13 protein-coding genes are annotated in these 15,465 nt (G+C 63.4%); 6 read left to right on the forward strand and 7 right to left on the reverse strand.

Going from position 1 to position 15,465, the window contains the following annotated elements; all coding sequences use genetic code 11:
- Positions 1-244 precede the first annotated feature (244 nt).
- Genes D3876_RS20040 through D3876_RS20060 form a run of 5 tightly spaced genes read right to left on the reverse strand, consistent with a single transcriptional unit; the run spans position 245 to position 7,238 of the window.
- The gene (locus D3876_RS20040; RefSeq protein WP_147417697.1) at positions 245-2,920 is read right to left on the reverse strand and encodes a GAP1-N1 domain-containing protein; all 2,676 of its coding nucleotides are present in this window, start codon (positions 2,918-2,920) and stop codon (positions 245-247) included.
- On the reverse strand, positions 2,917-3,777 hold the full coding sequence (locus D3876_RS20045; RefSeq protein ID WP_119765515.1) for a TRAFAC clade GTPase domain-containing protein: 861 nt from the start codon (positions 3,775-3,777) through the stop codon (positions 2,917-2,919). The genes D3876_RS20040 and D3876_RS20045 overlap by 4 nt, the downstream gene beginning before the upstream one ends.
- Entirely contained in the window at positions 3,774-4,826 is a 1,053-nt protein-coding gene (locus tag D3876_RS20050) for a TRAFAC clade GTPase domain-containing protein (protein ID WP_119765517.1), read from the reverse strand. Before D3876_RS20050 ends, D3876_RS20045 begins: the two co-directional genes overlap by 4 nt.
- Positions 4,819-5,868 (reverse strand): GTPase-associated system all-helical protein GASH, encoded by a 1,050-nt coding sequence (locus D3876_RS20055; RefSeq protein WP_119765519.1) that lies wholly within the window; start codon positions 5,866-5,868, stop codon positions 4,819-4,821. The genes D3876_RS20050 and D3876_RS20055 overlap by 8 nt, the downstream gene beginning before the upstream one ends.
- Positions 5,865-7,238 (reverse strand): metallophosphoesterase, encoded by a 1,374-nt coding sequence (locus D3876_RS20060; protein WP_119765521.1) that lies wholly within the window; start codon positions 7,236-7,238, stop codon positions 5,865-5,867. The genes D3876_RS20055 and D3876_RS20060 overlap by 4 nt, the downstream gene beginning before the upstream one ends.
- A 466-nt stretch (positions 7,239-7,704) precedes the next feature.
- Here D3876_RS20060 and D3876_RS20065 point away from each other — a divergent pair, with 466 nt between their 5' ends.
- Positions 7,705-8,196 carry a hypothetical protein gene (locus tag D3876_RS20065; RefSeq protein WP_238475464.1) on the forward strand — a complete coding sequence of 164 codons (492 nt, stop codon included), beginning with the start codon at positions 7,705-7,707 and terminating at the stop codon, positions 8,194-8,196.
- A gap of 3 nt (positions 8,197-8,199) precedes the next feature.
- Positions 8,200-8,490 (forward strand): sigma factor-like helix-turn-helix DNA-binding protein, encoded by a 291-nt coding sequence (locus D3876_RS20070; RefSeq protein ID WP_119759470.1) that lies wholly within the window; start codon positions 8,200-8,202, stop codon positions 8,488-8,490.
- A gap of 22 nt (positions 8,491-8,512) precedes the next feature.
- Here the strand turns inward: D3876_RS20070 and D3876_RS20075 are convergent, their stop codons facing one another.
- Positions 8,513-8,791: a conjugal transfer protein TraD gene (locus D3876_RS20075; RefSeq protein ID WP_119759471.1), complete on the reverse strand. Its 279-nt coding sequence runs from the start codon at positions 8,789-8,791 to the stop codon at positions 8,513-8,515.
- Positions 8,754-9,077: a conjugal transfer protein TraD gene (gene traD / locus D3876_RS20080; protein WP_119759472.1), complete on the reverse strand. Its 324-nt coding sequence runs from the start codon at positions 9,075-9,077 to the stop codon at positions 8,754-8,756. Before traD ends, D3876_RS20075 begins: the two co-directional genes overlap by 38 nt.
- Before the next feature lie 172 nt (positions 9,078-9,249).
- On the opposite strand from traD, the gene traA reads away from it, so the two are divergent.
- From traA to D3876_RS20100, 4 genes are all read left to right on the forward strand, one after another.
- Entirely contained in the window at positions 9,250-12,144 is a 2,895-nt protein-coding gene (traA, locus tag D3876_RS20085; RefSeq protein ID WP_119765787.1) for a Ti-type conjugative transfer relaxase TraA, read from the forward strand.
- Between the two features lie 565 nt (positions 12,145-12,709).
- Positions 12,710-13,711 carry a DUF746 domain-containing protein gene (locus D3876_RS20090; protein ID WP_119765523.1) on the forward strand — a complete coding sequence of 334 codons (1,002 nt, stop codon included), beginning with the start codon at positions 12,710-12,712 and terminating at the stop codon, positions 13,709-13,711.
- 735 nt (positions 13,712-14,446) lie between these two features.
- A complete protein-coding gene (locus tag D3876_RS21285) occupies positions 14,447-14,614 on the forward strand; it encodes a two-partner secretion domain-containing protein (protein ID WP_420801988.1) in 168 nt (55 codons plus the stop codon).
- Entirely contained in the window at positions 14,604-15,188 is a 585-nt protein-coding gene (locus D3876_RS20100; protein WP_119765527.1) for a two-partner secretion domain-containing protein, read from the forward strand. The genes D3876_RS21285 and D3876_RS20100 overlap by 11 nt, the downstream gene beginning before the upstream one ends.
- Positions 15,189-15,465: the final 277 nt, after the last annotated feature.

Consider the following 15,465-nt stretch of genomic DNA (forward strand, 5'->3'; position numbering starts at 1 on the left):
AAGGCCGCCCGAAACCTGCCGTTCGCGCATGTCGGAACAGGATGTCAGCGACGCTCTTGATCTCCGCAGTGCGGGCAGGCGCCGTACAACGCCTGATATCCGACACTGGAATCTCACACATCCGCAGGCGCGGGACATTGAATTTCTTCCGCCGCCAAGGTGTACGAGCGACGGAAAAGCGCGCCGCCTGCAGCTAGGTAAAACTTCTGCCCGGTCAGCGTACAGTCGAGCCGCAGTAAACCTGTCAGCGCTCTGCCTCCCTCGCGGCCTCGCTTACGTCCCTTGCGAGGTCGTTCTGGCCCCGCGTTTTCAGTCGACCGATCATCCTGTCGAGATATTTCCGCTGACCGACCTTTATGATGCGCTCGACGGTCTTCCTCACGATGCCGGTGCGCCGGGCGGTCAGCGCAAGGTCGGCGGGATCCCACTCCGATGCAAGAAAATGGGCGATAAGGTCGTGGCGGGCATCCTTGCGGCGGTCCGGTTCATCGAAGAGACCGAACGGGTCGAGGATCCGGTACGACTGCCTCGCGGACGGAAGGGCTTCGTAGAATATCGGAAAACACTCGACCGCGATCGCGCCGAGAGGCTTTCGCGGCTCGAGCGATGCCAGCCTGAGGGACAGGACGTAGGATTCGAAACGGACTTGCCGGTGTCGGGTTTCTATTTTCCCGATCAATTGAACCCAGGCTATCGCCGACGGAAGGTCGAGCTTCGTGCGAGTTTTTTCGAAGGCTTCGCGAACCGTTCCCGGAATGGATTGGGGGTCGGCGCGGGCAAGGATCGCGGAAATTCCGGCCAAGCCTTGCCATGTTGCGGCCGACGGCCGCTTAGCTGCGGCCGCCAAGATGGACTTGGTGAGGCCGTTGACCTCGGGCTTGGTGAATTGCTGGCTGCGATCGCGCTCTGCAATCCAGTTACCAAAGGTGTCGACGGGCATTTGACCGGTAAGGTGCCGGGACACTGCGGCTTCGAATGCCTTGATGCGGGCGGCGAAGGCTGCCCGCGTGGCGCCCGCCTTTGCGAATGCATCGATCGGAAGGTCCAATGCGAGCTCCGACGGGAGTCCCTGGATGAGCGGCAGCAGCAGTTCGTCGGTCAACTGGTCCGTCGATGCCAGCAGCGAAAAGGTCCGCAACCTTTGATCGGTCGACAAGTCCTTCGCCATGCCCAACTTCAGCGCCCGCGACAGCAGCATGCCGGCAAGCTCCACTTTGCTTGCGCCCATGCCGGCCTCGACGATCGAGAGCATCTGCGAGGGTTCGCACACGATGTCGGCGCAAAGCATCACATCGCTCGCACCCTCGATCCCGTGCTCGGAATAGTAGAGGGCCGCGCGATTGCGGTCCTGATGGGCTCGGCCTAGGATCGCGCGAGCCGCATCCGGACCTAGGGTCCAATGCGTGTTCCGCGGCAGGGCCAGAACTGTGTAGAGATCGTCGGCCGTCGCAGCATCGATCGTTGTCGCCGCCAACTCGTCGTTTGCTAGGATTGCCGGATGTTGCAGCAGGAGGCGAAACAGGTTCCGACGGACGCGGGGCGACAATTTCGTGAGCCAGCCATTCAGCTTGTCGAGGGCCTCGGGCGTGACGACGGCATCGTCCCTGTTCCTAACCGCTTTGGGCGCAAGCGCCGGAGAATAAGTCAAGAGTTTTCGGCCGATCGCTGGGCCGACGGCCTTCAACGCATAGTCCATCAGGCTCGGCTTATCTGTCTCGAGCAGTGCGTGCGAGGCAGCTGAAATGAGCACCGCCGGTGGGCTCTTCAAACTGCTCAAGAGGTCCACGGCGGCGACAGGATCCTGGCGGGTTGCCGCTTCCATTTCGGGGCTAAGCCGGCGGATCGCCTTCCGTGCTGCCTGCATTGACGGACGGCGCAGCCGCTGAGCCAGCGATGACAAATATTCAACGATCGCTGCGGAATCTAGGGACTGCGCCGCAGCCATCGCCTTGTTGAAGCAGCTTATTTTGGAATCGACCGCCATCTCGGGCGAAGGCGCGAGCGCCATCCATAGATCGAGCGCTGCAAGATAGGCTTTCGGGTTTCGTTCCGCCTGCCGCTCCAATTCGACGATACGCACGAGCCGCATCAGGGCGTCGCGATCGGGAGGCAGGTCCTTGCCAAACTGGCGCAGCATCTCCCAAACGAGATTTCCTTCACCGAGCAGGCTTTGGGTCACCACCTCGACCACTGCACTGCTGCGGGCTTCGGCGATCTTTGGGTCGGCGGCCGCCGATGACACGATATTGGCTTCAGGGATTGCGCTGAACCTGCCCATTGCCCCGAGGGGCACGAACATCAACTCGAACGGCCGTTCGGCAAGGTAGCGCGGTTGCAGGGCATATGTACACGCTGCGAACCTCGCCCTAGCGCTCGGCCAGAGAAAGTCGGCGGTGCGCAGGGAGACTGTCTCGCAGTCCTGCATGCCGTTGGAGATCGGCCAGATGACGGGCGTTCGATCGAGCACGAAAAATCGTGCTGCGAAGTCCTGAATTTCCTGTCCCGTCGACTCATACGGCTTGGGCTCCGAAACAGACAATTCGTCCGCCAGCGTCAACGGAACGGCATAATGGTCAAGGCTGGATCGATTGGGAAACCGGGCGATTTGGGAAAGCTGCGTCGCGGATATGCCACTAAGCCAAAGGTCCATCGGGATGATCAGCGTATGCGTGAGGACGCATCCATCTCGCGTCGCGTCGGGATCGAGCCAGGTTCTCGCTAAGCAATATCCCGTCCCGCTGGGAAGCGGATAAAGTGTCAGATAAGGCGTGAAGGTCGAGGACACAGGCGATCCAGACAGGTCGCTGATCCGAAGCATCTCGTCCGCATCGACAAGGTCGAGCTTGCAGCTGGCCGCTAGTAACTCATGCCCACGAGCATAGCCGTGAACTGCCTGGTGGAGCATTTTCTTAGACGTCATGTCCCCGCGCTGAGTGCCCAAGCTATCGGAAGTACGAGATCGTCGGAACATTCGACAGCGCCGTTCAGCTGGTGCCAAACCTCTCCGCGCTCCCGAGGATGCTTGTCCCCAAAATCCTTTGTAAATTCCGGATCGTTGAGGTCGCCACCATAAAGGGTAATGCCGAAGGCCTCAATGGCGAACCGTTCGCGATTTGCCGTGATGAAGTCATAGAGGAGCTTATGCTCTGTGCGCAAATGCTGCAGTGGCCCGCCGGCCTGCTGCTCGGCGGGGAGCATGTCCCACGCGGTGATGACGATTCCGATGCGGGGCACATGGGCTGGCCCGACTGACTGCCGAAACTGGGCCTGAAGCAGCTGTATGGTGTCCGCGAGAACCATCTGAGTAGGGGGAGGGGCGTCGCGAAGGTCGGCATTCGTCCCCAGATTTGCACCCGCGCCCTGAAAGCGCTGGATTGTCATCCAGTCATGCGGCGCATCCGTGCCAACGGCGGGAACGAAGACCAGGCAGCTGGTCGTGTCGTGGATCAGGTCGAGCCAGTCCGTCGGAAAACGCCGGCGTTCGTAAAATTTCTTCCAATCCTCGCCTGGTCGGTCCGGGACGGTGAGCGAGGCGGGAACGCCATTGACCTTCAGTGGAATGGCAATTCTCTCGCGGACCCCCATTGACGTATGGTCGGCAAACTGACCCGCGAGTTGGCGCGAGACGCCATCATTTAGATATTGGAGCTCTGCGGGATTGCCGTCGCGCATGATCGTGCGCTGCCGGTCATCGCGAAGCGCGAGCCAAAGCCTGAAGAGATAGTTCGATTTGCCCGCCCCAGGCGAGCCGATGAAAAGTGCGGTCGGCTCGCTCATTGCGCCCTCACGGTCATCGCAGGCAACCAGCCGAAAAGCCGCAACGGCATCTCGGAAACTTCCGGCGGCAGTGCGTCGAGTTTGGAATTTTCGAGTAGAAGGCGGAGCAACTCGATCACGCCCGTCCCGCTCGGGACGTTTTCGTCGCCCGAGTACGTGGCCAACATTTTACCCTCGCAGTCGAACCCTTGCGCTACTGCATAATCGACGATCTCCGCGAGGCCGGGCGGAGGCTCCGTGCCGAGCAGATCCGCGCGTGTGGCGAGAATGCGTATGGGTGGTTTCCTGGCTCCGACCATCGATGCGAGGCGATCAATCAAGGTGTTGTTCTTCTCGACCTCGGCAAACCTCGGAATGCCGGATAGCTTTCGGCCGTCGATGGTGATGAGGATGGCATCGGAATGAAGCACAAAGGAAAGTCGGTCGGATTTTGCGGCACTGTCGATGAGATTGTTGGTCCATTCGCCCGGTATGTCGGACATTAGAAGCCGGTGTCGAATGCGTCCTTCGATCTCAAGCAGATCGAGGTGCATGAAGCCGCCGCCGCGTCCTTCGCCGAGTGTGGTTCGCGTTGACATCCGGTCGGGTTTGACCTCTGCCCAACGCCTGCCTGATCTCGCGCGGGACTCAAATCCGGGCAGAGTCTTGCTTCCGGCGAACAGATAGCCGGCCTCTTCTAGGTCTCCCGACATGATCATCAGATAGAGGCACACGAGCAAGCAGGTCTTACCCGCATCTTGCTCGCCCAGAATGGAAATGACGCGTGACGGCATTTCGTCAATTAGAGCCCACAGCTCCTCGACGCCAAGCTCCTCGCCCGAGTAAAGGCCCGTGTCGCCGCCCCCTTCCAGGAAGATTTCCTCGGCTTGGGGCGTCAGCTGGGTAGGAACGACTACCACCTCTTCGGCAATCGGAGGCGTTTCTTCCGTATCGAGCACGGTTTCCAGCGTGGCTTGCTCGCATGAAGCCTGCTCGCCCGTGCGCGCGCAGACGCCGAACTCGACGATCGTACATCCGTCGAAATCGCAGGCGATCGGGCGCTCAGCCACGAACGACCGTCAGGAGGCTGCATTCCGCAAAGGACTGGCGCGCAAGGTCCGCGTAGGACAGATCCTGACGCATACCGGCGAGCGCATTGCTGCTGTCAGCTCCAGTGCTTCGCACGAACGAAGCCGCGGTGAGCGGAATCAGCACATTGAGGTCCGGAAACTCGTCGGTGGACGAGCCGTGAGTGAGGGGGGTAAGGTCGTCATCTGTCAACGCCGATAATGCCCCATTTTCAGGAGCGGCGTCCGGTGCATGGAGATTTGCTCCGCTGGCCCGGGTTGCAAGTTCCGCGAATGCCTTCGTTCCCGGCCATTCCAGAAGGCCGGCAAGGTCGATGCCGGACGCGACTGCAGCCTTCGCCTTCGTCAACGTCTCATAACCTTGGAGCAGCGTCGGCGAGAATCCGCTGAATACCCACCAAAGCGCCTGAAGCTCCTCCCTGTCGAGGTGCGAATCCAGCCAGATGCCTTCAATGGCTTTTGCCGCCTCGGCTTTGACCCCTTCGAGATCGGCTGCCCCTTTCAATGTGGTCAAGGTCGGCTTCACCACTCGCCTTGTTCTTCGGCCAGCGTCGAGTTGAGTGAGAAGAGTTTCTGCTGAGGAAATCAGCTCTCCGAGTTTGCCCGCAAGATTGCTGCCTGCCGATACCACTCGCATTCGTGTCGCGCACACGATCGCTTCGGCCGCAACGATGGCGGGCTCCTTTCTCATCAGCCGGTTCGGCTTTGCTGCCCGGTCCTCGATCATCTTCTCGATTGCAGCGAGGGTGCAGATACGCGCATCGCCTTCAGCCGCCGCATCCTCTTCGCTCAGTGAAGGCTGCGGGCCCTGCATTCTCTCGATAATCGTCGCCGCATAGGGAGAAGGTGCTCCCGAACCTGTCAGAATGCCAAGGCCATAGGCGGCGACACCGGCGACATCGCGTGCAGCCATCTTCTCGATCGATGCGGCGAGGGTGACGCTCGCCGTTCTTCTATGGGTCAGCCGTTCCTCGTCTTTGCCAATTGCCGCACCGCGATACCACGCACCGATATTCCCGCTCATACATCTGCTCCAAACGGATTGTCTCTACGATCATCGGCAGGCAGGGCCGCCATTGTCTTATCCCAAAGTTGCCCCAGCATGCCCGTTGCGCTGGCATCCTCGAATGCCTTTCTTTCGATCGCGCTTGGAAGTCGGCCTCTTGCCGCCTCGGTCAGCAGACCGAGCCCTATAAAAATATCAACGCGCTCGGTTTGGCTGAGGCGCTGCCAGAAAAGGAGGCGAAGCTCTTCAAACGCGTTGGGCTGGGTCATCTCTGAGGCCACTTCGTCCGAGTCCGACAGCGCGAGGATCTCGGCAGACGCCGTGTCCGGTGATTCCACCGCAACGTTCTGCACGTCGCCCTGGGCGGGCGAATTGCCACTGACCGTCGTGCGCGTAAGCCCGCAACCAAGGCGATGAGTGATGTTTTCAGATCCTTCACCCCTAACTTTATCGGCAATGAACCTTGTGTCAGCCTTGGACCAGATCCGCGGATAGCAGGTTACCGCGAGAAAGTCGCAACCGGCATCCTGAACGATCTCGAACTCCAGCCAGCTGTAGCTATATTCGAACCCCTCTCCGGTCTCCGGCGGGTTTGTGGCACCTGCTGCCAGTCTGAGTTGCTGGAACCCCGTCTCGTACGTGATTGGTTTGATCACGGGCGAGTGTTCATGTCCCGTCATGAGTACGCGTGCCCGCGAGTTCAGATACTCTTCGATCTTCGTCTGATCGCGCAGCCAGTTCGGCGGATGGTGCATGAACACAATGTCGATGCTGCCTTCTTCGCGCGGGATACGATACTGGCTCCCGCTAAGAAACAGATTCCCCTCCTTGTCCTTCCGGTCGGAAAGTATTGGCGTGCAAAGGCCGAAGAAGCGGAGCTTCCAGGCGCCGAAGTCGTGATACGACACCGTTACCGGATAGGAATAGCTGTCGAAATCGGTTCCATAGGCGTAGGCGAAGCTGCGGTAGTCGTTCAGCTTTGTGATGATCGGGCTTTCGGCTTTGCCCGCGAGCGATGCAATATGGGCCTCGACGAGATCGATATCCGCTGTCCTCAGCATTGCCTGTAAGGTCAATTCGTCGTGTCCCAGGGTCGAGAGATCGACATCATGATTGCCTGGGACGGCTTTCACCGCGCGCTTGGGCGCGCCAGAAATGCACAAGGCCTGATCCAGCCAAGATGCGGCGACCTTATACTCGGTCTCCTTGCCCGCTTGGGCGATGTCGCCCGTCACAATGATCTGATCGGCTGGGCCGCTTACCAAGTTGGTGTCGCGCACGCGCTTGAGGTCGATAAGTAGTTCGCGCCTCACGTCGTCGTGAGGCTCCCAACCGCCGTCCTTTTCCTGGCCGAAGTGAATGTCCGAAAGATGTACCAGTCTAAGCATTTTTGCTCCGGTAACTGCCCGTCCCCAGCGTTGGGCGTGCGAATGGAGAACAGAAGATGTCTCTATTCAAGATTCAAGGTTGGATCTTCGAAATCTCGGCATCACGCAGCGACAGCGTCACCCAAGATTGCATCCGGAAGCCCGGACAAAGCGGCAGGATATAGTTCGGATGGCATTTCACTCCCCCGGCCGGGAAATTACATGAGTTTACAGTCGTGACAAGGCGTAGGCCCCTATCGTCCGCCGTGTCACCAAGTTGCTGACTGCTGCCCCCCAATTGCCACCTGCGCCATTCTGAGGCATATTTCGGGCACGGAGCGGAAATGCTGGCAGCCGTTCCGTGAGGATTATCCTGCCAGGCATAAACACGTCCGCCCGTCATGGCCGGACGGCCGCTGCTGAGCAGTGGGCACCGCTTGCACCAACCGCACCGCTGAGTGCGGCTGCCGGCGTGCAAGGCAAAGCCATGGCTTTCGAAACATCAAACGACATCTATGCGCGCGAAGTCGTAATGGCGCGCGTGGGTCACCTCATCCGGCGCAAGCAGAAGGAGATCGAGCGCATCACGCGCGTATTGCGTGGCTGCTTCGATCCCGAACAGGTGCTCGCGCCCGAGCCCGGGCGTATCGGCCGCATCATCCTGATCGGTCCCTATGCCAGACGGAGCTGGTACGAGGACCGACATACGCTCGAATTCTCCGACTATGAGTTCTGGGCAATCGTCGACCATCCGCTCCACACCGATGAGCGCTGCTGGCAGCGCGCGCGCAACATCGTCCAGCGCGAGATGGGCAATCGCTGCGCGGTCGATCTCAATGTGCTGTGCACGGCCGATATCAGGGCCGCGCGCGCCGAGCGCGATTGCTTCATCCTCGACCGCATCGAGGCCGGGATCACGCTTTACCGCGCCTCGCGCGATGCCCCCCTCCATGCACGCGAACGCAGATGCGGGAGATAGCCCATGCTTACGTCCCTCGTCAGGATGCGTGCGCGCATTGCGCGCCTGCAGAGCATCGATCGCTGGCCCCTGCCCCGCCTTGTGCGCGATCCCGAAAGCGAGAGGGTGCGGCGCATCGAAGATGCCATTGTCAGCCTTCCGCCACAAACGCGTGAGGTCTTCATGATGCACCGCTTCGAGAATCTCGGCTACGACCGCATCGCGCATCGGCTCGACCTGAGTATCGCGGATGTCGAGCGTCACATAGCCAAGGCGCTGCTGCGGCTATGCCATGCGCTGGAGGATATACTGTAGTCGGCAATACTCGACGTCGCGGTCACGGCTCGCGCGGCGCTGGCGCCTCGTTTTCGAACGCGCGTTTGCCGCGCCTGCGCCACAGCAGCAGCGCCTGCGCGCGATCGTCGCCGCGCAGCCGCGCGGCCATGCCGAGAAAAGCGCCGTAAAGGACGGTGCGATCGTCGTCGGTGAGATCGACGAGCCCGGCCTTCACGACGAGACCGCCGAGCTCGATGAGGCGGCGCGTGCGCTCGCGGCGCTTCACTTGCCAATCGCGAACGTCACGCCGCGCCCGTCCGGCCTGCAGGCGATATCGCATCGCCTGTGCCCGCTTCGCTGCCCTGTGGCCCGCGACGAGCGCCGCGCGCATTGCCGCGCGTGCGTTGAAAGAAGCCGGCGCCGCTGCGACGCCACTCCTCGCGCCTGATCATGTCGTCGCAGTTGGCGGCATCGAGCAGGGCGCCCGCCAGCAGATCGATGTCGAGCACGTCAGCACCGCACGCCATCACCAACGCACCCAGCTCACGTACGCGGCGCTCCTTCAGCGCGCGCGTCTTGTCGGCCAGTGCCTTGAGTTCTGAGTCGAAATCGCGTGGCCGCCGCATCGCCAAATCCGTTGCGTGTTGTGGATGCACCCACCCTAATTCACGCGCTCGATCAGCGTAAATATCGTGAAATCTCCTGAGATTACGCGGTCGCGAGAAAGATGAAATCTTTTGAGGGCGCGCTTATACGTCGTGCCGACGTGCGCTTTCAGGTGTAGTTGGTATGGTCGCGATGGCGATCTACCATTTCTCGGCCAAGGTGATTTCGCGCGCGACCGGGCGCAGCGCGGTAGCGTGCGCGGCCTATCGATCGGCGTCGCGCATCCACGACCAGCGGCTCGAGCGCACCCACGACTTCTCCAACAAGGCGGGCGTCGTCCACAGCGAAATACTGCTGCCGGGTGGTGCGCCCGACGCATTTGCGGATCGCGACACGCTCTGGAACGCGGTCGAGGCGGCCGAGAAGCGTATCGACGCGCAACTGGCGCGCGAGATCGAGTTCGCGATTCCACGCGAGATGACCGAGGAACAGGGCATCGTGCTCGCGCGCGATTTTGTGGCTGCCGAGTTCGTCGACCGCGGCATGATCGCCGACCTCAACGTGCATTGGGATGTCGGTGCCGACGGGCTGGCGAAGCCGCACGCGCATGTGATGCTGACCATGCGTTCGGTCGACGAGAACGGCTTCGGCGCCAAGGTGCGCGACTGGAACCGGGCAGAGCTGCTGCAGCACTGGCGCGAAGCCTGGGCGAGCCATGTCAATCAGCGACTGGCCGAACTCGATATCGATGCGGCGGTAGATCATCGCTCGCTCGAAGCCCAGGGGATCGACCTTGAGCCCCAGCACAAGATCGGGCCGGCGGCCTTGCGCATGGTCGCGCAAGGGCGGACAAGCGAGCGGCTCGAAGAGCATTGCGCGATCGCGCGCCGCAACGGGATGCGTATCATCGCCGATCCGGGCATCGCGCTCGATGCGATCACGCACACACAAGCGACGTTCACGCGGCGCGACCTTGCGATGTTCGTCCACCGACATAGCGACGGCAAGGATCAGTTCGATCTGTGCATGCGCGCGGTGCGCGGCGCGCCCGATCTCGTCGCCCTGGGCAAGGACGGCCGCGGCGAGGACCGGTTCACCTCGCGCGCGATGATCGCAACCGAACACAGCCTCGAGCAGGCCGCGCAGACCCTCGCCGCACGCATGCGCCATCGCGTCCCGGCATCGGACGTCGAAAGGGGCGAAGCGTCAGCCGGGACGCGCGGCGTGTCGCTCGGTGCCGAGCAGCGTCGCGCCCTCATCCATATCACAGAAGGCGCCGATCTGTCGCTGGTGATCGGCTATGCGGGCACCGGCAAGTCGACGATGCTGGGCGTCGCGCGCGAAGCATGGGAGTTCGCGGGCTACCGCGTCCGCGGGGCAGCATTGTCGGGGATCGCCGCCGAGAATCTCGAAAGCGGCTCGGCTATCCCCGCGCGCACGATCGCGAGCCTGGAACATCAATGGCGGCAGGATCGCGATCTGCTCACTCCGCGCGACGTGCTCGTGATCGACGAGGCGGGAATGATCGGCGCACGCCAGATGGAACGGGTGATCAGTGAGGTCGAAAAGCGCGGCGCGAAACTGGTGCTGGTGGGCGACCCGCAGCAGCTCCAGGCGATCGAGGCGGGGGCGGCGTTTCGCGCGATCCATTCCGCCCAAGGCGGGGTCGAGATCACCGAGATTCGCCGCCAGCACCAGGGCTGGCAGCGCGACGCGACGCGTGCATTGGCGACCGGGCGTGTCGGCGAAGCCCTTGATGCCTATCGCGAGCACGGGGCCGTTCATGCCGCAGCCACGCGCGAGACAGCGCGCGCCAGGCTGATCGAGTGCTGGGACAGGGAGCGCAGCGCCCGGCCGCAGGCGAGCCGGATCATCCTCACCCACACCAATGACGAGGTGCGCCTGCTCAACGAGGCGGCGCGCGCGCGGCTGCGCGCGGCACGTCAGCTGCGCGATGAGGTCGAAATCGAGACGGCACGCGGCGAGCGTTCGTTCGCGCGCGGCGACCGGATCATGTTCCTGAGGAACGAACGCAGCCTGGGGGTCAAAAACGGGTCGCTCGGCCGGATCGCGCGCGTCGATGCGCTGCGGATGAGCGTGCTGCTCGACGATGGGCGCAGTGTCGCCTTCGACATCAAGGATTATGCCGATCTCGACCATGGCTATGCCGCGACCATCCACAAGGCTCAAGGGTTGACGGTGGACCGGGTGCATGTGCTCGCCACCCCTGGGCTCGATCGCCATGCGAGCTATGTCGCACTGTCGCGGCACCGCGACGGCGTTGAACTTCACTATGGCCGTGACGATTTTACCGATGAGCGAGCGCTCTTGCGCACGCTGTCGCGCGAGCGCTCCAAGGACATGGCGGGCGACTATGATCGCACCGATCCTGTGCGCGCCTTTGCCGAACGCCGTGGCATCGCCGCGCGGATCGCTGAACTTGTCCGCACGGCGCCTCATAGGGCGCGTCAGATGGTGGACAATCTTCGGGCACGACAGCGCGCGCCCGCGCCGCAGCCGAAGCGCGGTGCGCTCGCGCCAGGGCCCGACCCCCACCGCACGGTCGCGCGGCATGGCCGGATCGTCTCGGCGATCCTGTTCGCACAGAGCGTCGGCGATCCGGCATCGCCCGAGCAGCGCGCTGAGCTTCAGGCGAGCCGCGCTGAGATCGACAGGCTCGCTCCCCACGGTGCGCACGACCTGGAGGCGGCCTTTGCCGCGGACCGGGGGCTGATCCGCGACGCTGCGGGGGGACAAACCCAAAGGGCGATCCGCGCGATGCAGCTCGAAGCCGAGCTGCGCACCGATCCCAGGCTGCGCGCCGATATGTTCATCAATCGCTGGCAGGTGCTCGACCAGAAGCGCCAGCGGCTGCTTGGGCGTTATGAGGAGCGCGCCGCGAGCAGGGTCACCCAGACCATGGCGGAAATGGCCAAAAGCCTCGAGCGCGATCCGCAACTCGAATCGCTGCTGCGCGGGCGCCGACACCAGCTCGGGCTCTCCAACATCCCTGAGCGCAGCCTCGGCCAAAGCCTTGCCGATATGATCGGGTGGGGCAGGAGCCGGGGGCCGGGCATCGGAATGTGAGGAGCCGCGATGTCAGGGTGACGCTGTCCCGCGACAGCGCAGCGCAGCCTTGAGGCGTCGCGCAATTGCGTCATTTTTGAACGCGACGGCAGATGCGCACGCGGATCGCACCCTCGGAAAGTGGCGGATAACGGACATGCACGCGTGCGTAGGGTGTGTCTCAAATTTGCGGGCTCGATGCGCAGCATCGCAGCCACCTTTGCGCTATCTCGGATATCAAAATGCCTGGCGCCCCCAAAGAACGGGGCCAGCTGAAAGGACAGCGCGTTATCCTGTATGATGACAGTGCTCAGGTGGAATACCGGACCTGCCTGGGCCTGACCGTGTCTCGCCAGGCGCCTACATGCCTGGTTGGCTATTGTTTACATCGAGTTCGCCCGGACCGTGCTAGTGCAACCTCGTCCGGCTCCTGGGGTCGCGCCACAAGCCGGAATAGGTTGAGGTGCGCCCGCGGACCGGCCCCTTGGAGCATCGCGACAGAAAAATGGGCCTATTGATTTTGATCTCGATGTGCTCCTGATCACGACTATGCATCGCGCCGATCACCACGCACCATGATGACGCGATGACAGATCCATTGTCCCCCCGCCGCACCTTCGATCCGATGATCCCGCGCGTGCGCTGCGGGCGGCCGATTCCTGACACCGAGGACCTGGGCCTGACTGGCTTCCTTCTGCCTTTGGTCGAGGCGATATTGTCGGATGACGAGACGCCGCCGGCCTGCCCGCATTGCGGCCATGCGCGTACGCGCGTCATCCATCGGGCGCGCGTCATGGCTGACGGAATGCCGGGCTTTCGCTGCTCTGCGTGCCGTAGATATTTCAAGCGCGGCACGGGCACGCCGTTGGCCGGGCTCGCGCGCAAGGATCTGCTCGCCGGTTTTATCGGGCTGCTGTCGCAGCAAAAGCCCTATGCCCAGGCCGCCGATGAGCTGGGTGCGGATATCCAGCTTGTCAGACGCTGGACCATGCGCTTCAGGGCGTGGCTGCTTGAACTCGACCCTTCGGGGCAGTGGGAGGCCAGGGTCCGCCTTGGCATCGCACCACCGCTTGACGCGCTTGGCTGTCCGGCCTGCGGGGAGGTGGGCACGCTGGTCCATCATGGCTTTGGACGCAGGCGCAGAGCCGATGATCATGACCGGCGCCAGTTGCGTTGCACGGGCTGTCAGGCGTTCGTGCTGATACCCGAAGACGCGGACGCGGTGCGGAGCTATCCGGCCAGGCTGTACGGTCGCGGCAAGCGTCGCGCGGCCGAGGCGCGCCCGCGCCGTAAACGCATCGGCCCACTCGAAGGTGAGATGGTGGCGCGCGCCAACACCGGCGAGAGCTATCGTGAGATCGCGCGCGCGCTGGGGGTGAGCGAGGCGACGGTGAGCGCGGTGGTACGCCATCACCGTGCGGCTGCGCGCGGCGAGGCGGTGGCGCCGCGTCGTCCGCCGGGGCGGCAAGCGCAACATGTTCCCGATGCGGTGCTCGCCGACGTCCACGCCCGACGCCGGGCGGGTGAGACCTATGCCGCATGGCCGCGGCGCATGGGATCAGCTACGCGATGGTCGTCAAAATACTGAAGCAGCCACCGCCCGATGCATGGTCCGGCCCGGTTCCGACGCTGTCATGATGGCGCATTGGGTCGCCAAGCGGCCGCCCCCCACCCCATGGCAAGAGCTGAGCGGACGGGCGCACCTCGATACAATTGAAGCAACACAAGAAGACCGGGTCCGTCTGGGACGGCGGCCCCGTTCCCCTGTATTGCGTTGAAAAGCACTCCGGTTTCGGAGAGGACTGCGGGTCTTTCTGGTGGTCGACGACTGCCGGCGCAAGCGCGTGCAGCTCGAAATTACCATTGTTTACGCTGGGTTCGCCGCACCCTGTGATAGCGACTTTTGGCGCATTGCGGCGGTTTGGTGGCATTCGGCCATCCCCGGTCGCACCGATGGGCGGATCGAGGTGGCGTGTGCTTGCAGGCAGAGTGGATCGGGCGGCTGAGGCACGGCGTGGAGCGACGCTCGCCCTGTCGCCGGTAAGCCGCAGCGCTTTGGCGCTGGCGCTCGTTGCGGTGCCCGTCAGTGCACAGCAATCCGCTCAATCGGCCCCGCCCCACGGGGCCGCTGTGCGCATTGTACCCGAGGCCGGTCCCAATGCGCCGCGGATGGATGTCGCGGGCAATGGCACGCCGATCGTGAGGATCGCGACGCCCTCGGCCAGGGGGGTGAGCCACAATCGCTATACGGACTTCAACGTCGACGACCGCAACCTCATCCTCAACAAGCGACAAGATCACACAGACCCGGCTGGGTGGCTGGATCGACGGCAACAAGAGCCTCAAGGCCACCGGCCCCGCCACGCTGATCCTGAACGAGGTTGTCGGCGCCAATCCATCCAGCCTTGCCGGAAATATCGAGATAGCAGGTGCGCCAGCGCAACTGGTGATCGCCAATCCATACGGGATTAGTGCACTGGATGCGGCCTGAATGCGCCGGCGTCACCCTGGCGCGGGGCGTCCCAAATGGACAGCGCGGGGGCCTGGGCGGCTTCAGCATCGCGGACGGCGCGATCGACATTGGCGGCCAGGGCCTTGATGCCTCGGGCGCGCGGCTCGACCTGTTCGCGCGCGCGATTGCGGTCAATGCGGGCGTCTGGGCGGATGCGATCCATGTCGCCGCGGGCGCCGCCGAGCTGGCGACGGCGGATGGTAGCATCATCGTGACCGCGCCTGGAACGCCAGCCCAGCCAGCGCCGTGCTTCGCGCTCGATGTGGCGGCGCTCGGCGGCATGTACGCGGGTGCGATCCAGTTGATCGGCACCGAGGCGGGGCTCGGGGTCAATGTCGCGGGCGATCTGGCGTCGCTCGAGCGCGGCTTCAGCCTCGATGTGAACGGCAAGCTGACGCTGTCGGGCCGGATCACGAGCGGGGGCACGATCGACATCAAGGCGCAAGAGGCCGAGGTCACGGGGGCCGCCTATGCCGACGGACCGCTGGGCTTGCAGTGCGCGGTGCTCTCACCGGCGACGGCATCATCGCGAGCGGGAGCAATCTTGCGGTGAGCGCGGGCACGATCGACCATGCTGGCGCGCTTGCGGCCGGGCTCGCGCGCGACGGCACGCTGACGCACGGGCAATCTGGCGATCCGCGCGACCGACAGCATGATGCTGTCGGGCCAGGCGCTCGCCACCGGCGCGGTCGGGATCTCGGGTCGCGAGATCGCGCTTGCCGGGCTGGTCCAGGGCAGCGATGTACGTCTGGCTGCGGTCGATGCGCTCGATATCGCCGCGGCGGGCCGGGTGGTCGCGGCAGGCGCGCTCGAGGCGGACGCTGCGACGC

Source organism: Sphingomonas cavernae, assembly GCF_003590775.1.
In the GTDB taxonomy this organism is placed as follows: Bacteria; Pseudomonadota; Alphaproteobacteria; order Sphingomonadales; family Sphingomonadaceae; genus Sphingobium_A; species Sphingobium_A cavernae.

Excerpts from the sequence above, each read along its gene's own strand:
- D3876_RS20040 (WP_147417697.1), bottom strand. The coding sequence starts at position 2,920 with ATGACGTCTAAGAAAATGCTCCACCAGGCAGTTCACGGCTATGCTCGT.
- D3876_RS20045 (WP_119765515.1), bottom strand. The coding sequence starts at position 3,777 with ATGAGCGAGCCGACCGCACTTTTCATCGGCTCGCCTGGGGCGGGCAAA.
- D3876_RS20055 (WP_119765519.1), bottom strand. The coding sequence starts at position 5,868 with ATGAGCGGGAATATCGGTGCGTGGTATCGCGGTGCGGCAATTGGCAAA.
- D3876_RS20060 (WP_119765521.1), bottom strand. The coding sequence starts at position 7,238 with ATGCTTAGACTGGTACATCTTTCGGACATTCACTTCGGCCAGGAAAAG.
- D3876_RS20065 (WP_238475464.1), top strand. The coding sequence starts at position 7,705 with ATGGCTTTCGAAACATCAAACGACATCTATGCGCGCGAAGTCGTAATG.
- D3876_RS20070 (WP_119759470.1), top strand. The coding sequence starts at position 8,200 with ATGCTTACGTCCCTCGTCAGGATGCGTGCGCGCATTGCGCGCCTGCAG.
- D3876_RS20075 (WP_119759471.1), bottom strand. The coding sequence starts at position 8,791 with ATGCGATATCGCCTGCAGGCCGGACGGGCGCGGCGTGACGTTCGCGAT.
- traD (WP_119759472.1), bottom strand. The coding sequence starts at position 9,077 with ATGCGGCGGCCACGCGATTTCGACTCAGAACTCAAGGCACTGGCCGAC.
- traA (WP_119765787.1), top strand. The coding sequence starts at position 9,250 with ATGGCGATCTACCATTTCTCGGCCAAGGTGATTTCGCGCGCGACCGGG.
- D3876_RS20090 (WP_119765523.1), top strand. The coding sequence starts at position 12,710 with ATGACAGATCCATTGTCCCCCCGCCGCACCTTCGATCCGATGATCCCG.
- D3876_RS20100 (WP_119765527.1), top strand. The coding sequence starts at position 14,604 with ATGCGGCCTGAATGCGCCGGCGTCACCCTGGCGCGGGGCGTCCCAAAT.